Here is an 18325-nt window from a genome sequence, read left to right as displayed (position 1 = left end):
CTAAACTTTCCTTCATTTAAGATTAATCATCCTGATTTTGCATTCCGAAAAGGTATCCTTTTTTAAACAATTTCAAATCCTGTTTTAAGGCTTTACTGTTACGTTTCGTAATTTCTTTAGAATCGAGATCGCTTAAATCCGGTTTACCGGCATTTACCCAGGCAGTGTACCAAAAACTCGCAGTTGCCGTAATAGCTTTTTTCATTTGGTTTTCTACCATTCCGTTTAATTCTGTGTGCAATTTGGCGGCATATTCATCAGAAAATTTAGCCGAATTGTATTTGCTTTTTACAATTTTGCCTTCAGCATCAACCACGAAAACCTGATTTTCAGGGGTCGTTGTTCTTAGCTTTTTATCTACTGCCAATAATGGCTGAACCAGACTATGGGTATCTTTGATCATGTCCCATGTTGCTTTGTGAACATCTTCGTAATATTGTGCTTCTGGTACATTTAATTTGTAATTTTTTACGAATAATTCCGGCAATCTGCTTTCCCAAAGGGAATGGATTCCTTTTTGGTCGGTTAATTGACCATCGTGATTGGCAGAAGTATGCAATGGCATGTGTGCATCTCCAATATAATGTCCTAAATCGGCAGCAAGGAACAAAATTTCTGCTCTGTTTTTATCTTTGAAAGCTTTGGTTAATTTTACCATCATATCTTCGATGTACCATGGTAAGATTCCGTTATCATTCAGAAATTTAGTTTCGTATTTTTTATTTACTTCTTCCAGAGTTACAGGCAAACTGTCAATTGGTGATTTGAAATTTTCCAAATCAATATAATGTCTCGGATTCTCCTCTTTATATTTTAAAGCATATTTACGAATATCAGGTACTGAAGCTTCTTGTGTTATAAAATCAATGTGATTATAAAAAAATACCTGAAGAGAATGAGGCAACGCCATTACTGCAGCTTTATTGATGCGTTCGTGTCCCACGATTCCCCATGATAATGTCAAAAATCCAATTGCTAATCCAAAGAATGTGATTAGTTTTGGTTTGATTTTAAAGTTTTTCATTTATAGTTTTTATTTGAACTGCAAATTTATTTTATTTAAAGATAATTCAAAAGAATACTAATTAATATTGTGTTAATTTAACTTTTCGTAACATTCATACTCTTTCAGTAATTTAATTTCAAATTAAACTGAAGTAAAAAAGTTTCGTAGTAAATTTGATTAAAAATACCTTTAATTTTATTCCATGCGTTTATTACAATCTTTAATTCTCTGTTTGATTTTTACTTCTGTTTGTTCCGCACAAGACGATATTATACAACTGAAAAACGTTAGCGACACTATTTTAAAACCAAAACGAACATTGAAAATACCTGATCCGCTGGATGGAGTAAAAACAATGCAGAAATTATTTCCCGGAAAGTTATACAAACTATCAGATCATAATACTTTTATGAGCTGGAAATGCAAAACATGCAAAACTGCTGCCTATAATGATGTTAATGGTGTTGAAGGCGATCAATTATTTCCTTATGCAGAAGGTGTGGCAACAAGACTTGATACCACAATCAATTATACAGATTCTAAAGGCAATCCATTTAAAATGTTAGTTTTCAATCAATCTGTTTATGATGCGGATGGCTTACAGACCGGACGTTTTAGCGGAGGACTATTGGGATTGGCAAAATTTGCAAAAAACGGAAGTGTTTGGGAAATGAAATCTTTTCAACCTGGAATTGCTGCCTTTGGAGCTTTCGCCAATATACCTGCACTAAATCTTGTGGCAATTGGAGAAGATCAGTATGCTTTTACATTAACCCATGCCAATGGAGGTGCTGGTGCTCCTTATTCTGGTTATTTGTACCTGATTGCAGGTTTTGATGGCAAATACCAACCTTTAATGGAAGTCGCCAATTACAGACTTTCAAACAATGGTGAAGGCAGTACACAATGGTCAAGTTCTTATAAAGTTGCTAATGATAATCAAAAGAAGCATTTTAGGGATTTTATTATAACAACAACTGGATTTTATAAAAAGGCAAAAGGTAAAGAGGATGATTATGAAGTAGATGTACCCGAAGAAATTGCAACATTGGCAAAAAATAAAAAGCAATTTAATTTCATAATTGAAAAACGATATTCATTTAAAGGAAAATGGTATAATGCGACAGGAAAACCTGTTGTGAAGTTTTCAAATATTAAATAAAGTCTTCTAAAATAAATTAACCCAGATAAAGTATTGACACCAATCCCAAACCTGCAATAAAAATCCAGAGAAAAACACCCTGTAATAAAGGCTTCACTCCTACTGATTTTAAAGTATTTAAATTTAAAGTTGCTCCAATAAGAAACAAAGTTATTGTTAAACCAATTTTGGCAATGCCAACTATATGTGGAGCAACAATGGCAGTTGCAGGAATATACGTATTTAGAAGCATTGCCAAAATAAACAAACCAATAAAGTAAGGAATCCTGATTTTACTGTTTTTATTTTTGAATACAACAGCTGTAAAAATTGAGATCGGAATTATCCATAAAGCCATGGCCAGCTTTACTGTTGTTGCAATCTGCAAAGCTTCTGCTCCATATTTGTTAGCTGCACCAACTACAGAACTTGTATCGTGAATGGATATTGCACACCATAATCCAAATTCCTTTTGAGATAAATCAAGCTGATGACCAATTAATGGAAAAGCAAATAATGCGATTGCATTTAAAATAAAAATAACACCCAATGCAACAGAAGTCTGATTTTCGTTTGATTTGATTACCGGAGCAATAGCAGCAATGGCACTTCCTCCACAAATTGCAGTGCCACAGGAAATTAAATGGGAAGTCTTTTTCTCTGTTTTCAGCCATTTTCCTAAAAGTGTTCCGAAAACAAGCGTACTGAAAATTGAAAAGACAGTAAGTAAAAAACCTTCTTTTCCTGCAGAAATTGCCGATGAAGCATTCATTCCGAAACCTAATCCTACTACAGAAAACTGTAATAAAAATGTAATCGCTTTATGATTGAATGCCAAAAATGGATTTCCAAAAACATTCACTAAAACTACTCCTGATAATAAAGCAATTGGTGGAGAAATAATCGAAAACAGGCACAAGACAATAACCCCAACAAAAACTATCTGCTGAAAATAAAGACTGACTTCGAATAGGTGTGATACCGGATGTTGTTTCGTTCTCAAAATAAGGAATTTTATATTTCCTTACAAAGGTCTGCTCTTTACATGGCATTCACCAATCGTAAAATACAATTGGCTATAATTTCAGGTTATAATAAGAGGAAATATTCTGAATAAACAATTCAGACAAGGAATCTGATTTTCCGAGTAATATAATGATATAAAAAAATCTTTCTATAGATAAATCTTTCACATCTAAAACAATTAATTCATTATTTTTAAGCTCTTTATCTACTGCATGGATTGACATGAAAGCAAAACAATCTGAATTTAATAAATAGGACTTTATGCTTTCTGTACTGCCCAACTGCATTTCGATTTGAAGGTCGGTTAATTTTACATTTACTTGTTTTAGGGCATACTCTATAACTTCAAGTGTTCCTGAACCGCGTTCCCGGGTTATAAATTTCATTGATTTTAAGTCTTCCAATGAAATTTCAGTTTGTTTTACCAATAAATTTTTGGTATTGCAAACCAAAACCAATTCATCTTTTAAAAACGGAATGTATTTTATGGATTGGTTTTTAGATTGCCCTTCCACAATTCCGATTTCGATTTCCTTATTGATTAAAGCATTTTCGATTTGTTCGGTATTTCCGTTCAGCAAATTGACTTTAATATCCTGCTGTTTTTGATGGAATCGTGCCAAAACCGGCGAAATGATATATTGCGAAATGGTTGTACTTGCTCCTAACCTTAATAAACCCTGACGTTCATTAATAAAAGAACTCATATCAAAGTCTATTTCGCGATAAATTTCGAAAATGTTTTTGGTGTGTTTGAGCAGAATTTCACCTGCTGGCGTTAAGGCAATTTTAGAACCATTGCGTTCAAAAAGCTTGGTTTTATACGTTTCCTCGAGCTCCTGGATATGTTTGGAAACGGCGGGCTGTGAGATATATAGTTCCGACGCAGCTTTCGTGAAATTGAGTCTTGTGGCGACGGTGTAGAAAACTTTTAGCCTGAAATCCATTATTACATATTTTTAATTCCTTGCGAATCTCTATTAAACCTTGTGAAACTTTGTGTTATAATTATTTCACAGTGATTCACGAAGCTTTCGCAAAGTTCACTGAGATAAAATAAGTATAACTACAACATCCCATTATACTTCCTAACAAACCATTCCGTCGTCAATAAAGCAGCAATTAAAATTAATAACCAAACCCAGTCAATTAATGGCGTTTTGGTTGAGATATTCTTCTCTATCGATTTGTATTCCTTATTCTCTAAAAGCTGCTGAATCAGGTCATCAGCCTGATTTTCAAAAAAGGCTTTTCCATTGGTTTGTAATGCCAGTTGCTTTAATTTCTGAACATCCGGATTTACGAATTGCTTTTCGATATCAAAATCCAAAATCTCAAAACGGCTTGAATAAACTGTATTAGAGTTCAGTTCCTTTACTGTAAAACTATATTTACCAGCGGCCAAACCATCTAAATTTGCTGAAAAGGAATTATTTCCCTTTAATAAATCGTAGTTTTTAGTTTGTTTCGTTTCACCATCTGTAACTGTAATTGTTAATCGGGCTTTTTCATCAAACTCGTAGTTTTTATTGAAGTATTGTGCATTGATTAAAATTGCTTCTCCGGAATTATAAAAACTTTCATGTTCTACAACCAATGATTTTTTTGAAGTTGTTGAGGCCAGATATTGAATTATATTATCAATAAAAACATCATATTTTTCAAAAGACTGATTGTCAATATGACTTTGCAAACGCCATTTCCAGCTGTTTTCTCCTAAAAGAAAAGCGGTTCTCTTATTTTGATTTTCGGCGAAAGCCAATAAAGGAGCATTGGTAGCAACGTTTCTGATTTTGGATGAAAGTAAAACTGATACATTTCCGCTAGTGGTAATAGTTCCAAATGAATTCTGTAGTGGCGGAAAGTTTTCAAAACCAATATTTTCAATGGCAAATAAATTAAACTGTGACTGAAATTCGGATAAATAATCTTCTTTTTGATTACTCATTTGAAATACCAGGCTTTTTTGCTGTTGGTTTAGAAAATTGAAATCGGTATTATTTCCTGTAATGATAAAAGTATTCGTTGACGCTAATTTGGTATTATCAAAAACAGGTTTGAAAGCACTATTAGGCTGGTATAAAACCAAAACTGTAACATCCTGCAACTGGCTGATATCATTTGGCTTTACCAATATCACTTTTCGCTGTGCATTCGTTTCAATCGAACGTTTCAATGCCCCAATATCCGGATGATTGACTGCCGAAACTATTGCAATTTTTGACTTTTGATCAATTACTTCTACTGCAAAATTTTTGATGTTATTGTAGCTGTTTTTTTCTTTTACATTTGAAGAAAGAGCCGCTTTAAAAATTTGCAGACCTATTTTGTCAGCTGGTAAAAGCAAATTTAAGGTGGCACTTTTTTTAGATGTGGTAAATGAAACCTTTTGTCTGGCTACAACTGTGTTTCCCTGTGAAATTGTAAAATCTGCATTTGCGGATTTATCGCCGGCATATTGCAGAAAAACTTCTACCGGAAATTTATTTTTATGAAAAGCATATTTATTTACGTTTAACTGATTGATTTTTAAATCAAAAAAAGTAGTTGTATCTCCCACAATCAAAGGATATACTTTATTAGCAGGATCAAAACGATATACATAATCGTTTCCTGTAGTCTGATTTCCATCTGTAATAATAACCGTCGGAAAAATCAGGTTTTTATTAATGCTTTTTAAATTCTTGGCTACTTCATCAAGATTGGTTTGTGTTCCTTTGAAATCAAATTTATCAGAAGGCTTGAATTCGGAATCAAATTGGTAAGACTGAATTTCAAATTTGTCCTGAAGAGCCGGATTCGAAATAAGTTCCTGATATAATTCGGAAACCTTCTTATCTGATTTTAAAGCCGTGATCGAACTCGAATTATCAACTGCAATTGCCAAAGGTGTTTTCGTGACTTCAAGCGAATTTTTAGTCATTATTGGATTAATCAATAAAACCAATAACCCTAAAATCGTCAGAAAACGTAAAAAAGCCAAAAACATATTCACTTTCGAATAGTTTTTGGCTTTGAAAAAATATTGAAAATACGACAAACCGCCCGCTATTACTAAAGAAAGTAATAATAATAGAATTGTGTTTGTAGTCATATAATTATTTGTTTATAGTTGTTAGTTTATAGTTTTTGATTGTGAACAATAAACAACAAACCACAAAATATTAATTTATTAAGTAAGCATTCCTCCACAAACATTTAAAACCTGCCCAGTAACGTAAGCACTCAAATCCGAAGCTAGGAAAAGACATGCATTGGCAACATCTTCAGTAGTTCCGCCACGTTTCAACGGAATTCCGTCTCTCCAGCCTTTCACTACATCTTCAGGTAATTTTGCAGTCATTTCTGTTTCAATAAATCCTGGAGCAATTGCGTTACAGCGAATATTACGGGAACCTAACTCTAATGCTACCGATTTTGTAAAACCAATCGCACCTGCTTTTGAAGCTGCATAATTCGTCTGTCCTGCATTTCCTGAAACTCCTACTACAGAACTAATATTGATGATGGAACCGGCACGTTTTTTCAAAAAAGTTTTCTGAATCGCTTTGGTCATATTAAAAACCGACTTTAAATTCACATCAATAACCTGATCAAAATCGGCTTCAGACATACGCATTAATAGGTTGTCTTTTGTGATTCCGGCATTGTTAATCAAAATATCTACTGTTCCAAAATCAGCCAGAACTGCATCAACAAAAGTTTGCGCTTCATTAAAATCGGCTGCATTCGACTGGTATCCTTTTGCCTTGATTCCTAAACCGTTCAATTCGGTTTCCAGAGCCTGAGCCGATTCTACCGATGAACTATATGTAAAAGCTACATTGGCACCATGTTTAGCAAAAACTTCGGCAATTCCTCTTCCAATTCCACGACTAGCGCCTGTAATAATGACCACTTTTCCTTCTAGTAATTTCATATTCAAAATTAATATTAATAATTATTTGTAGCTAATCCTGCTATCCGTTGCAATCTTTTATGTTTTAAAGAAAAACACAAAAGGATTTCCACTTCAAACGAAGTTCACTGAACTCCAATCAAAATAAAAATCAAGTGAAGTAATCAGGGCTATGAATGACTTGTCAAATATAGAACAATTACTTTTTTAAAAAAATAACAATTGCAATAACCTTTTAAGATTGGCAAAGATAAAAAACCTAAAAGTATTAAAACAAAAAAAGCGGCTCAATTGAGCCGCTATACATTCAAAACTAAAAGAACCAAACTATTAAAATCTGTAATTCGTCAATCTAAAGGGACTCGATGCACTTGCGTAAGTGTAAATAACATTCGTATAGAAGATAGTAAAACTTTCTTTTTTAAGATATAATCCTTTAGGATTCATTATTTCATCATCTAAAATTTTCAAAAATGCTCTTGCTGCCGGAGTTCCTATCCAACCATCGTCAGTTAAAATAATGGTTTTATTTACAGGATCCTCAGTAGTTGTGAAAAAATGATATATAGTTGCTTTTCCTCCATTAAATGTATAAGCGATATAATTACCATTTAACGGATCGTTAAAAGCTATCTGAACTCTCGCAAGTTTTTGATTTGCAGCCAAAGTAGCATTTACCTTATCTAAAATCGATTTAGCATATGGTGAGTTGCTAGCAGCCGTAGCTAAGTTCGCAGCTATATACCCTATTGTGATTTGAGGACCTCCCTCCAAAAACAATTTATAATCATCCGTTAATCTAGGTGGTGCATTTGAAAATTTTATTGCTGCAGTAACTCCATTTGTTCCTGTTGCAACAAAACTTTTATCAGCTTCATTATAAACAAAATTTGTTAAACTTTGAGTGCCAACAACAACTGCAGGTTTTACAGTTATTCCTGTAGGAGTATAGGCAACAGCCAATTTAAGGGATTCAAAATTCCCTTCCTGCAACGGAATTGCTGTTCCAAAACGTGTTACAGAATTATAATTCAGTTCAAAATTCTTAACTGTTCCTCCTTCGGTAGTTTGAAGTATACGAAATAATGGACTGGAAATATTTCCAGTAATATTCTCGTTCATTACAGTATTTTTCTTTAAATCAGTCCAGTCTTGCGCAGTTGCTTTTACAAAACGAACTTCTTTTACAGTTCTGTTTGTTCTAAAAACAATATCATCATTTTCCTGACCGTAGTATAAAAACTGAAAATCTCCTAAAAAACCTTTTCCAGCTGCAAGAGGTGAATTATTAGCATCTGATAATAAATGGATTTTATTTTGCGTAGTAAAAACTAAACTAACAGTGCTCCCTAATTGCACTTCATACTGACTATTATGTTTTTCCGTATCGCTATCAAAATCAGAAGCCATATCTACTTTTCCATCTGGCAAAAATTTAAACAAATGTGTAAATCCTCCTAACTGATTATCATCTGTGTAGTAAACAGCTTTCCATCCATTTTCAGAAGAAAGTAACAAGTCGTTCAATTCCTTTTTTTGTTTATTTAAACGTTCTGTAGGCGATTCATCAAATTTTTGTTCAGCATCTGTGCTAACGCAACTGTTTAATTGCACCGCCAAAAAGATAAGTATTAAATACTTAAATATATTTTTAGTTTTCATAATTTTATTTTTTAAATTTTTAATTATTCAGAACATTTGTAGTATTCTTTTGTGCTTCATCTCTCAGCGCATAAAAATCTATATTAAAAGCATCTCTGTAATACTGAACTACAAGAGCTTCTTTCTTTTTAAGAGCGGCAAGAGCAGTTGGACTAGTAACACTTGCAAGCAATGCCGCATATTCTGCTTTTGATTTAAGTAAAATTATTGCTGCCGTTTCTGCAAAATCCTCCGTATAATTTGATCTTGCATAAGCAGTTATAAATCCAAGCTGATTCGCCTGACCATCGCTAATACTAAACGGATCTGAGCTGTAATCGTTAGGTGTTATTTTTGACCAGGATTCTACATCAAAAATTTTAGTCTGATTTAAAATATGCACATATTCATGCTGAATTGTATGAACAAACTGGGTAACACTTGCTCGGTTTTTGTTATCAACATAATCGACCTGAAAAAGAGATATTCTCTTTCCTCCTTCAGCTAATCCTAAAGTATTAGAAACATTATCAGGATTTACATTTACACCTCCAACCAAAACAAAATCTCTTGGGGCAATAATTTTAACAAAATCCGCTCCTGCAATAGTACTATAGCTGTCTATCCATATTTTTTTAATCATTTCAAGTGCAGGCTGTACATTCTCGATAGCTGGCGGGTATAAAAACCTATTATTCTCAACTACGTTTTGATTCCATTCATATTGCACACTAATATTATAGGGATCTATATAATTTTGATCAATCCATTTATCTAAATCGGTTTTTACTTGTGGAGTATAATTCAATAAACTCTCAGTTGGCTGATCTTCATGAGAACATGATACAAGTGTCAAGATTCCAAGTGCCAGTACTATATTTTTATATTGTTTAATTAATTTCATAATAACTTAAATTAAATTTATCTCGGATTTTTTTCAATTCCATTATTAGATGCATTTAGAGGAATTTGTACAGCACGACGCTTGTCATCTTTCACCAGAATGTTATTTTTGGTTATTTGTCCTTGCTGATTGTAGGTATCATGAGCTACTACCAAATTAAATCTTTTGATATCAAACCATCTTAATCCTTCATGCAGGAACTCTCTTCTTCTGGCTTCTGTTATTGCTTTAATATAAGATGTTTGCTCTGGAGTAAGCGTATAAAATGGAGTATACTCATCTGCGATTACAGGATACTTTGCATAGACTTTTTCTTTTGTTAGTACGTCAGTAGCAGGGTTATATCCATCTGTTCTGGTAGCTAAAAAGTATTCCAGTTCAGTATTCGCTATGTCTAATTGATTTGTCATTACATGTGCCTCAATTCTATTTAAAAACATTTCATCATTAGAGAAAAGAACAACCCCGGTAAACGGAAGCCCAATCTGCGCCGTTACGTTTGTATATTTAAAATATTCGTCAAATTTATATACGGCTACATTGGCACCGCTTGCACCTACTATTACAATATCAATTAACCAGTCTTTATTAAATATATTAGTCTGACTTCCGAGTATTTCATCTCTTTCTTTTGCTCTGGTAAAGAAAAATCTGTTTGATGATATTCCTCTACCCCAGATTGAACTTGGAAACCCAACCAATAAGTTTGTATTCTGTGTATTTTTTGCATATTCAATTGGCTTACTAGGAAAATCGTATGCATTATAAGCCGCCCAGTCCCTAAGTTTTCCAACAGGTGCATTCCCTAATCCTTCGGTAAGCTCTAATACTCTGTTCCAATCTCCTTTTACAGTATAAAAACGAGCTGCGAATGCTTTTGCTGCCTCTTTATTAAAATGATATTTCAAATAATCTGTTCTGTAATCATTGGTAACATATTTTAATCCCTCTTCAATATCAGATTGTAGCAAGTCAAAAACTTCTTTTATTGAATTACGTTTGTAACTTCCGACCAAAACTGTTTCTGGTTCTGTTACATATGGAATACCTAAATCAGTCGCTGCTGTAGCAGGGTTATAACGATTAGACCATAAAGAAAACAACATAAAGTGAGCATAAGCACGTGCTAACAATGCTTCTCCTTTTTGAGGATTAAGATTAGGAGTGTCTCCAAGTTCTTTTATAGATAATAATGCCTGGTTAGCAGTGGCAATTGCTTTATAACATGCATTCCAATAAAAACCCTGAGTATCCCTTCCTGTTTGATCATCTTGCAAATCCCAATTATAGTTTTGTACATTATTTAAATTTACAAGTGCCGTTTTATTATCAGATACATTGTCTGACATCGTTTCAGCAATTTCCATATAGGTTCCATCCGGATATGCATCTGCCAATAATTCTGAAATTTTTTCCGGTGTATCAATTTGTAATCTATTATCCGGTGTTTCCGAGAGGAAATCATCGCAGCTGCTAAAAGCAACAAGCAGCAATAGAGATAAAATTATTTTTATATTTCTCATAATCAATTAAATTAAAATGAAAGGTTTATGGTAAAAGTATATTGTGATGTGATTGGAAAAGCAACACCACCGGTATTACGAAATTCCGGATCCTGACCGTTAAGTTTTTTATCAGAATAAATCAACCACGGATTTACTGCAGATCCTTTTAACGTGAAGGCACCTACTCCCAGTTTCTTCTTGAAATCACTAGGAAATTCCCAGCTTAAGGATACATTTTTCAATCTTACAAAATCACCATCAGCAATTCTAACATCAGAATAGTTGTAGGTATTATACGCTTTTGCTAATGTGCGTTCACCTCCATTATTTTCTATTAGCCTTTTATCTGCTATAACGGGAATATTGGTAATGTTTTCATCTCCTGGATTTATCCATCGATTTGTAAAGTCTTTTGTAAATACGGTCAAGTCATCATAAACACTATCATATACAGGATTTAAGCGAACTTTATTTCCTCCCGAACCAACAATAAATACATACAATGACCAACTTTTATATGTAAAAGTATTTGCTAAGCCTATAGATTTATTTGGCTCAATAGATCCTTCATATTTAAGATATTGTGTTACATTATCTGTATCTTGAAAATCAGCATCTGTCATATTATTTTCAGCACCGTCCTGCAAGTTAAAAGTAGGTAGTCCCTGATTGTTTAATCCTGTAAATTCATAGGAATAAATTGAATTTCTAGGAGTACCTAATGCATTTCCGCCGTTTCCATTTACGAGGCTAAAAGCGGATGGCTTATTCTGCAGTTTTGTGATTTTTTGATCATAAACAGAAAAATTAAGCGTCGTTGACCATTTAAAATTATCAGCAGCAATATTCTGAGTTGTAAATCCAACCTCCAGACCTTTAGTTTCCATATCAGCATTGTTCCCCTGCTTAATGCTTTGTCCACCCACACCTGAGGTAGTCACATAATCTACCAAATCAAAAGCATTACGGCTGTAAATGTCTGTTACAAACTGTACTCTGTTATTAAACATTCCAAGATCAAAACCTATATTAGTTTCAAACTGTTTTTCCCATGTTAAATCGCCATTTTGCAGTTCATCAATTGATATTGCAGACTCTCTGTTAGCCAAAAATAAACGATTTGTAATAAAGCTTTGATAAATTGCCAGTGAATTTGTAGCGGGTCCTGCAGTTGCCGTAAGTCCGTATGAAGCACGTAATGCCAAGTTATTTACAGTTTTACTATCTTTCATGAAACTTTCTTCCATAACATTCCATTTTCCACTTATAGTATAAGTTGGAAGCCATCTGTTAGAACCACTATTTCCTTGTCTGTTAGAACCGTCATAACGTCCTGTAAGAGATGCGGTATAGCGACGATCATAAGTATAGCCAACTTTGCCAAAAAAACCAACTGTTCTCTCTCTTTCAGCATCAAATCCGTAATATGAATCACCGTCATTAACAATTTTAGCAATAAATCTTGGGTCAATAAAAGGCGTAAGACCTCTATCAAATTGAAGTCCGGCTGCAATAAAATTATCACTGCTTCTGTCTACAGATCTAAGTTCTGTACCAAAGAATCCTTCTAATTCATGTTTGTCGTTTAATGTATTTCTATAAGTAACACTATTTCTAATATTATAAGAAGTCATGTCATTAGTAAATTTTCTTAAGAATCCACCATTGGGAAGAACTGATACTTTTGGTGCTGTTAAATTATTCGGATCGCTGTATAAAAAGATGTTTGCTTGCTGAACAATTGAATTTTCTCCTTCTGAACTTAAAGAAGTACCTGCTTTATAAGCCGCAGCCACATTCGAATCTTCATAAATTTTATGTTCTCTTGAGGTATTGGCATATCTTGCTGAACCTGTTAGATTATATGTCAAATGCTTATTTATTTTATAATCTAAATCCAATTGAAAACGAATATCTTTTACTTTTATGTCTAACGTGTTATTCTCTAACTCGTTAATAATATTCATAGGAGCCCAGTTGTTTCTGTAATACTCTAAATTGCCGTTTTCATCATAAGGTCTTAAAGTTCTGCTCGTATTTAGAACATACTTAAATGGATTGATATCAAACTCTCTGTTTACACTTCCGTATACAGGATCTGATTTACTCTCGTAACTTCCAGGAGCAGTTTGGTTACGTATCGAGCCCAGAGTAGATAAAGTTATATTTAGCCTGTCGTTTACGAAAAAAGTTCCCTTTAAATTAGATGTCAGCTGCTTCACATTATCGGCAATAGTCCATCCCGGATCCGTATAATATCCCAGAGATGCATAAAAAGTATTATTTTTTCCACCTCCTGAAAAACTTAGGGAATGATTTTGAGTAATGGATGGTCGAAATAAAACACTGAACCAATCTGTATTGCCTAATTCATATTTCTTCAAAAATTGATTACGGCTAACTTCATCATTTCTAACTCCAAATTGTCCATTTGTTTTGTTGTAAGTATCAATTTGTTTAGACATAATATTGTATACTCCTCCAAATCTTCCATTAAGTGAAGATGCAATTTCCAGGAATCCTTTACCATCTCCGTTAAATCCTTCTAATTCTTTTAGGATACTCATGGATTCCTGAGAATTTAAAATATCATATTGATTATAGTTAGGGACAGTTCTAACAGTGTTTTCAACTGAATAAGTTACTTTTAACGGGGAATCCCTACGGCCTTGTTTTGTAGTTACAACAACAACTCCATTTAATGATCTTGAACCATAAATTGAAGTAGCAGAAGCATCTTTAAGTATTTCTATACTCTGAATATCATTTGAATTTAATCCTGCTACAGATGAACTTAATAAAGTTTCTGAATTTCCTGAAGCTAGATCAGCAAAAGATATATTAATAATATCTTCCTGTACAACTCCGTCAATTACCCATAACGGTTTTGTATCTCCAAAAATAGAAGATGATCCACGTACTGTAATTTTAGGAGCAGTACCAAATGTACCCGTAACGTTTTGAACTGTAACGCCGGCAGCTTTACCTTCAATCATTCGGCTAACATCTACTACTCCATCGACTTTTAGTTCGGCTGCTGAAATTTTGCTTATAGCACCTGTAAAAGTTCTTTTTGAAGTTTTTTCATATCCTGTAGTTACAATAACTTCTTTTAAGCTTTGTCCTTCTTCAGTTAAAACAATAGTAGGGTTACTATTTGTAATGCCAATTTCTTTAGACTCCATACCAACATATGAAATTACGAGTCTATCATTATTAGTTGGTACTTCAATTGTAAATCTACCATCAAAATCAGTAAGTACAGCGACTTTTGTTCCTTTGATTAACACAGTAGCTCCAGGTAAAGGGCTTCCATTTGAGTCAGTAACAATACCTTTAATAATTGGTCCCGCAGTTAACATTCCAAATAAAGAATTATTAATTTCCGAGCCTGCAAAAGGATCACTACCAGTACTTTTTTGAAGTACAATCTGGTTACTTACTTCGGTATAAGTTATATTGAATGGCTTCAAAATTCGACTTAGTATACTGGCCAAAGTTTCTTCATTGGCATCAATACTAACTTTTTGATTTAACTGGGTAAGTCTTGAATTGTAAGAAAATTTTACGCGTGCAGATTTTTCTAGTTTAGACAACGCATTATCCAAACTTAAATTTTCAATATCAATAGTAACTTTTGTATCCAATTTTCTTTGTCCATTTAAACTGTTTGCCATAGTAACACTCGAAAAGACAAGTGCTAAGACAAACTGAAATAGCGTTATTTTCATGATTCGATGGAGTAATCGTTGTTTAACAACTGGTTTTTTCATAATTTTGGTTTGTTTTGATTAATACTGTTGAAGGGTATTTTTTTAAGACATAATAAATAACTCTTTACAGAGAGTCGTTTAACTTTATTAAGTGTCGAAAATGTTACAGCATTTCGGCACTTTTTGTATTTCACATAGGCAGGTAATTGATTTAGTTTTATAAATTTGATTTTAAAGGTTTAATATATTTAATTGCAGCCTTGTGAAAATATAATAATCTGGTTTCCATTCATTTCAAAGGTGGTTTCATTTCCTATACTTTTGCAAATAATTTTTAGTTTTTCTGACAATGGCTGATCACTCAAAGAGGTGGTTAAATGACAATCTTTTAGCTTATTTTCAGGAAAATCAATATTAACCAGATAAGCCTGTTCTATTGTTTTAAAAATCTGCTCTACAGGAATATCAGTAAATTCAAAACTTAACTGCTCAATATTTCCCACGCTGCCGGCAAAAGTTTTATCTTCTGTTATATTGGTAATTTTATTAAAAGTTAAATCGCTTCGTAAAAAACGCAATGCCTGATTAGGCAACAGAACGACTTCTTCTTTTTCTGAATTTGAAATCAATTTGTTTGAGATTATCCTCACTTTACCGGTGCGAACAAGTACTTCAATATTTGGCTGGTCCGAGTAAGCTCTTACTCGAAAACTCGTACCAACAACTTTAGTAATGATTTCGTTTGCGTAAACAAAAAAAGGTTTATTGGGATTTTTACTAATTTCAAAGAAACCTTCTCCGGATAAGTAAACCTTCCTTTCGTTTCCGGTAAAGATTTTAGGATAACTTAATTTACTGTCAGGCTGCAATAAAACAGAACTTCCATCTGATAAAGTAATTATTTGTGGCTTGTCAGAATTATTGGTTTGTTCCACCAGCCCTTCATAAGAACTATCTATGAGTTCATTGTAAGTTACTTTATTGCTTTTTACATTATTACTATTATAAATCCAAAATGAAAACAAACAAAATAACAACGAAGCGGCAACACCAGTTAACCAATACTTTCGAATAAATATTATTTTGGATTTTGTATAATTCTTTTTCAGATCTTCCTTTTCCTTAATCTTAAGCCAGGTGGATTCCAGGGCTAAATGAATTTCATTTTGGGACAGATTAGCTTCATCAACTTTCATTGCCAGCAATAAAAGTCTTGCGCTTTCAACAAGCTTGGCACGATGCAGGTTTTCTAAAGTCCACTCTTCCCAACCCTGCTCATCAACTTTGGATAAAATCCATAACTGAAATGATTCATCGGTCAAAAAATCTTCAATTTCGGTATAAGTATTGCGTTTTTGCATTTAATAATGAGGTTACAAAAACATAGAGGACAGTTCTCTTATTATATACTCACCTGATTATGATTTTTTTTAAGTTTTTTTTAATAAAATTGCAAAAGTCCCGCAGATACTGCTATAATAGTGGGTAGATTACCTTTCCATTCTTTACGGAGTTTTAATAATCCGCGGTATAATAAGTTGTTTGCTGATTGATAATTAACATTAAGCAGCTCTGCAATTTGTTCTACAGACAAACCCTGATGGTATCTAAGATATAATGCCTCTTTTTGACGGGGAGGTAAGTCATTCAACAGCGTATTTAAATGCAAGACATGTTCAGCGGTTACTTCATCATGGATAAGTTCATGATCTATTGAAAAATCAAAAAGAAATTCTATAGCATCTGTTGAAGTTGTTTTACGAAAAATATGATCTCTCTCAAACAATCTGGCAATTCTTTTTCTGACACTCGATAACAAATATGCTTTTACAATAACATCTTCCTGCAATGATTTTCTGTAAACCCATACATCTGCAAAAACATCCTGAACACAATCCTGTACTTTTTCTTCGTAAGGAGAAAGAGAATTTCCATAACTGATTAAATCCTTGTAATATTTTTCAAAAAGTAATGAAAACGATTTTTCATCACCAGCCTTAAGTTTGCTCCAAAGTTTATGATCGTCGTAGATTTTTAAAGGTAAGATTTGGCTTTTCATGCTGGTTGGTTTTGATATAAATGATTTCAGAGATTAAACTCTCTATAACAAAAAGCAAAGGGTTTTAGTCAAATGAAACTAACACTAAACGGCTTTCAAAAATTACTATTTTTTTAAAATTCAATATTTATAATGTTTTAAAATTATTAGAAATTGATTTAAAATATTGAAAACATTGAAATAATTAAATAAGTAAATATAAACCTACAATTAAAGACGAGTAATTTAACTTTATTATTCACTTTTGTGAGTTAAATATATGAAATGAAAAAGTTAAAACCAATTTATTTACAAAAAAGAGAAGTTTATTAAAATTTAAATTATTTGTTTTTCAATAATTACGAATTAATGAATATTTTAAAATACTCGCAATAGTTAAACAAAAAAAGCCTCACTAAACAGCAAGGCCTTTAATCAAAATTATTTATAATTTGCTTTTTAAAAAGCTACATTCCATCTTGGTAAAGTACTATTTTCATCTAAGAAATTCTGCAAAATTTTCCCTTCAATAGCTGTTGGGATTAATTTTACATCATCATTAAATGTTTCATACCATGAAACTTCTAATCTGTCAATGTTTTCTAACTTCATTTGTGCCGGCCAGGAATATTTTCTGCCTGTTTTGGCAAATTGGTGACCGTTTACAATTTTATCATACAAGCCGCCATTCTTGATTTTTAAAGTTCCGTCGTTTTGTATAGTTCCTGTTGATGCCACCATCACCAATTCTTTTTTTTCACCAGCAACAGCATATACCACAAAAACACCGCTTCCGCTTTCAGGTGCATTGCAAACTTCTTCTAAACTATCGTTTTGTGTAAAAGTAAAATTCCCTTTTACTGTAAACTTTTCTAATTCTTTATACATACATTTTTATTTAAACAAAATGCCCCACTAAATCGTGAGGCAATTTGACTATTATATTTTTAAAGTATTGGTTATTAACCTAAAACTTCTTTTACTTTTTTACCAATTTCAGCTGGTGAATCAACAACGTGAATTCCGTTGTCTCTCATAATTTGTTTTTTAGCAGCAGCTGTATCGTCAGAACCTCCAACAATAGCACCAGCGTGACCCATTGTTCTACCAGCAGGAGCAGTTTCTCCGGCAATAAAACCAACAACCGGTTTACGGTTACCATCAGCTCTTACCCATTTAGCAGCATCAGCTTCTAATTGACCTCCAATTTCACCAATCATGATGATAATTTCAGTTTCAGGATCGTTCATTAATAATTCAACAGCTTCTTTAGTGGTAGTTCCAATAATTGGATCTCCACCAATACCAATAGCTGTAGTAATTCCAAGACCTTGTTTTACAACCTGGTCAGCAGCCTCGTAAGTTAAAGTTCCTGATTTAGAAACGATACCAACAGTTCCTTTTTTGAAAACGAAACCTGGCATAATACCAACTTTAGCTTCTCCCGGAGTAA

Annotated in this window: 13 protein-coding genes and 1 pseudogene; 1 reads left to right on the top strand and 13 read right to left on the bottom strand. The window is 33.1% G+C overall.

Annotated elements, in window-relative coordinates:
• Positions 1-22: 22 nt before the first annotated feature.
• The gene (locus ABI657_RS09035; protein WP_348096925.1) at positions 23-1024 is read right to left on the bottom strand and encodes a zinc dependent phospholipase C family protein; all 1002 of its coding nucleotides are present in this window, start codon (positions 1022-1024) and stop codon (positions 23-25) included.
• Between the two features lie 184 nt (positions 1025-1208).
• Here ABI657_RS09035 and ABI657_RS09030 point away from each other — a divergent pair, with 184 nt between their 5' ends.
• A complete protein-coding gene (locus ABI657_RS09030) occupies positions 1209-2168 on the top strand; it encodes a hypothetical protein (protein ID WP_348096924.1) in 960 nt (319 codons plus the stop codon).
• A gap of 16 nt (positions 2169-2184) precedes the next feature.
• On the opposite strand, the gene ABI657_RS09025 is transcribed toward ABI657_RS09030, so the two are convergent.
• From ABI657_RS09025 to ABI657_RS08970, 12 genes and pseudogenes are all read right to left on the bottom strand, one after another.
• Positions 2185-3150, bottom strand: a complete 966-nt coding sequence (locus ABI657_RS09025; RefSeq protein WP_348096923.1) for a putative sulfate exporter family transporter — start codon at positions 3148-3150, stop codon at positions 2185-2187.
• 73 nt (positions 3151-3223) lie between these two features.
• On the bottom strand, positions 3224-4120 hold the full coding sequence (locus ABI657_RS09020) for a LysR family transcriptional regulator (RefSeq protein WP_348096922.1): 897 nt from the start codon (positions 4118-4120) through the stop codon (positions 3224-3226).
• A 119-nt stretch (positions 4121-4239) separates the two neighbouring features.
• Complete coding sequence (locus ABI657_RS09015; protein ID WP_348096921.1) at positions 4240-6267, bottom strand: hypothetical protein; 2028 nt, start codon at positions 6265-6267, stop codon at positions 4240-4242.
• A gap of 78 nt (positions 6268-6345) precedes the next feature.
• On the bottom strand, positions 6346-7092 hold the full coding sequence (gene fabG, locus ABI657_RS09010) for a 3-oxoacyl-[acyl-carrier-protein] reductase (RefSeq protein WP_348096920.1): 747 nt from the start codon (positions 7090-7092) through the stop codon (positions 6346-6348).
• Positions 7093-7401: 309 nt separating this feature from the next.
• Positions 7402-8733: a DUF4302 domain-containing protein gene (locus ABI657_RS09005; protein ID WP_348096919.1), complete on the bottom strand. Its 1332-nt coding sequence runs from the start codon at positions 8731-8733 to the stop codon at positions 7402-7404.
• Positions 8734-8752: 19 nt separating this feature from the next.
• Entirely contained in the window at positions 8753-9616 is an 864-nt protein-coding gene (locus tag ABI657_RS09000; RefSeq protein WP_348096918.1) for a substrate import-associated zinc metallohydrolase lipoprotein, read from the bottom strand.
• A 17-nt stretch (positions 9617-9633) separates the two neighbouring features.
• Complete coding sequence (locus ABI657_RS08995) at positions 9634-11139, bottom strand: RagB/SusD family nutrient uptake outer membrane protein (RefSeq protein ID WP_348096917.1); 1506 nt, start codon at positions 11137-11139, stop codon at positions 9634-9636.
• An 11-nt stretch (positions 11140-11150) separates the two neighbouring features.
• Positions 11151-14894, bottom strand: a complete 3744-nt coding sequence (locus ABI657_RS08990; protein WP_348096916.1) for a SusC/RagA family TonB-linked outer membrane protein — start codon at positions 14892-14894, stop codon at positions 11151-11153.
• 188 nt (positions 14895-15082) lie between these two features.
• Positions 15083-16195, bottom strand: coding sequence for a FecR family protein (locus ABI657_RS08985; protein ID WP_348096915.1), 1113 nt, complete (start codon positions 16193-16195; stop codon positions 15083-15085).
• 80 nt (positions 16196-16275) lie between these two features.
• Positions 16276-16893, bottom strand: a complete 618-nt coding sequence (locus ABI657_RS08980) for a sigma-70 family RNA polymerase sigma factor (protein ID WP_348096914.1) — start codon at positions 16891-16893, stop codon at positions 16276-16278.
• A gap of 438 nt (positions 16894-17331) precedes the next feature.
• Positions 17332-17760 carry a hypothetical protein gene (locus ABI657_RS08975; RefSeq protein WP_348096913.1) on the bottom strand — a complete coding sequence of 143 codons (429 nt, stop codon included), beginning with the start codon at positions 17758-17760 and terminating at the stop codon, positions 17332-17334.
• 74 nt (positions 17761-17834) lie between these two features.
• Positions 17835-18325: pseudogene (locus ABI657_RS08970) on the bottom strand (succinate--CoA ligase subunit alpha); the annotation flags it as partial.

Origin of the sequence: Flavobacterium sp., assembly GCF_039930565.1 — a bacterium.
Classification (GTDB): domain Bacteria; phylum Bacteroidota; class Bacteroidia; order Flavobacteriales; family Flavobacteriaceae; genus Flavobacterium.
The sequence above is the reverse complement of the archived record's forward strand: the minus strand, read 5'-3'. Positions and strand labels throughout refer to the sequence as shown.

Coding starts and splice junctions, on each gene's coding strand:
- ABI657_RS09035 (WP_348096925.1), bottom strand. CDS start 1,024: ATGAAAAACTTTAAAATCAAACCAAAACTAATCACATTCTTTGGATTA.
- ABI657_RS09030 (WP_348096924.1), top strand. CDS start 1,209: ATGCGTTTATTACAATCTTTAATTCTCTGTTTGATTTTTACTTCTGTT.
- ABI657_RS09020 (WP_348096922.1), bottom strand. CDS start 4,120: ATGGATTTCAGGCTAAAAGTTTTCTACACCGTCGCCACAAGACTCAAT.
- ABI657_RS09015 (WP_348096921.1), bottom strand. CDS start 6,267: ATGACTACAAACACAATTCTATTATTATTACTTTCTTTAGTAATAGCG.
- fabG (WP_348096920.1), bottom strand. CDS start 7,092: ATGAAATTACTAGAAGGAAAAGTGGTCATTATTACAGGCGCTAGTCGT.
- ABI657_RS09005 (WP_348096919.1), bottom strand. CDS start 8,733: ATGAAAACTAAAAATATATTTAAGTATTTAATACTTATCTTTTTGGCG.
- ABI657_RS09000 (WP_348096918.1), bottom strand. CDS start 9,616: ATGAAATTAATTAAACAATATAAAAATATAGTACTGGCACTTGGAATC.
- ABI657_RS08995 (WP_348096917.1), bottom strand. CDS start 11,139: ATGAGAAATATAAAAATAATTTTATCTCTATTGCTGCTTGTTGCTTTT.
- ABI657_RS08990 (WP_348096916.1), bottom strand. CDS start 14,894: ATGAAAAAACCAGTTGTTAAACAACGATTACTCCATCGAATCATGAAA.
- ABI657_RS08985 (WP_348096915.1), bottom strand. CDS start 16,195: ATGCAAAAACGCAATACTTATACCGAAATTGAAGATTTTTTGACCGAT.
- ABI657_RS08980 (WP_348096914.1), bottom strand. CDS start 16,893: ATGAAAAGCCAAATCTTACCTTTAAAAATCTACGACGATCATAAACTT.
- ABI657_RS08975 (WP_348096913.1), bottom strand. CDS start 17,760: ATGTATAAAGAATTAGAAAAGTTTACAGTAAAAGGGAATTTTACTTTT.